Source organism: Vibrio sp. 1249-1 (genome assembly GCF_033340495.1).
The window spans coordinates 1-971 of the sequence record NZ_JAWOWJ010000191.1 but is presented as its reverse complement, the minus strand read 5'-3'; the positions used below and the strand labels follow the sequence as shown (position 1 = coordinate 971).

Here is a 971-nt window from a genome sequence, read left to right as displayed (position 1 = left end):
CATACGATATGTGCGTCAATATGCTCAGAAATATTTTGGGTGGGTAATAGCGTATGAATAATGCGATGGAATTCCTACTTGAGCAGACCAAAGAGCGCGAAGACCAAGCCGTACTTGCGCTGAACAAAGCGCGCTCTGAGCTTGAAGACTATTACCGTCAGGTTGAGCAAATCGAAAAATATCGTCTCGATTACTGCCAGCAGTTGGTGGATCGTGGTCAAGCGGGTTTAACCGCCAGCCAATACGGGCATCTCAACCGATTCTTATGTCAGCTTGACGAGACACTGTCAAAGCAAAAGCAAGCAGAGCATCACTTCAAAGAACAAGTCGAAAACTGCAAAGACTACTGGCTCAAGATGCGCCAAGAACGCATGTCTTACGAGTGGATGATCGAAAAGAAAGCGAAAGAAAAGCAAATCGCGGAAGCCAAACGTGAGCAAAAGCAAATGGATGAGTTTTCCACGTTGTTGTTTAGCCGTAAGGCCAAGCCGTTCTAATTTTTGTTGAAGTTGATCTCGCTTCCACTCTTTTCCTGTGCGTTGTCCGACAGGAAAAGAGCCTTATGCGTTGGCGTGATTTTTGCAAATTCATGGTTTAATTATCTAATTTTGCCTCTGATGGGCAATCTGGTCACGCCATAAAAAGGCGTAGCTAAAAACGAGAAAGTTTTTATGAATGTGAATTTGTCTAATGTTTCTGCGACTAGCAAGACCTCAACTTCTGAGTCTTCCGCACAAGCACCTACAGAAAGCTCTGAAAGCAAAGGTTTTTTTGAAACCTTAGCGGGAGTTTTTACAGGTTCACAAAAAGCAGAAAAAGCGGTCACTCAAACAGCAAGTACAGATGTAAAGACCGACGTTAGCGCCACAGAAGGTGAAACGGTCGAGAAGAATGGCGAGAGCCAAGAATCAGTCGCGAACCGTGAGAGTGTCGACGGAAAAGTGGCTGATGCATTGCTAGAGCATGAAGGC

The 971-nt window shown here is 45.0% G+C and carries 1 protein-coding gene and 1 pseudogene; both read left to right on the top strand.

The window, feature by feature from the left end:
- Positions 1 to 53: 53 nt before the first annotated feature.
- Entirely contained in the window at positions 54 to 497 is a 444-nt protein-coding gene (gene fliJ, locus R7Z50_RS25170; protein WP_005457733.1) for a flagellar export protein FliJ, read from the top strand.
- 174 nt (positions 498 to 671) lie between these two features.
- Positions 672 to 971, top strand: a pseudogene (locus R7Z50_RS25165) (flagellar hook-length control protein FliK); the annotation flags it as partial.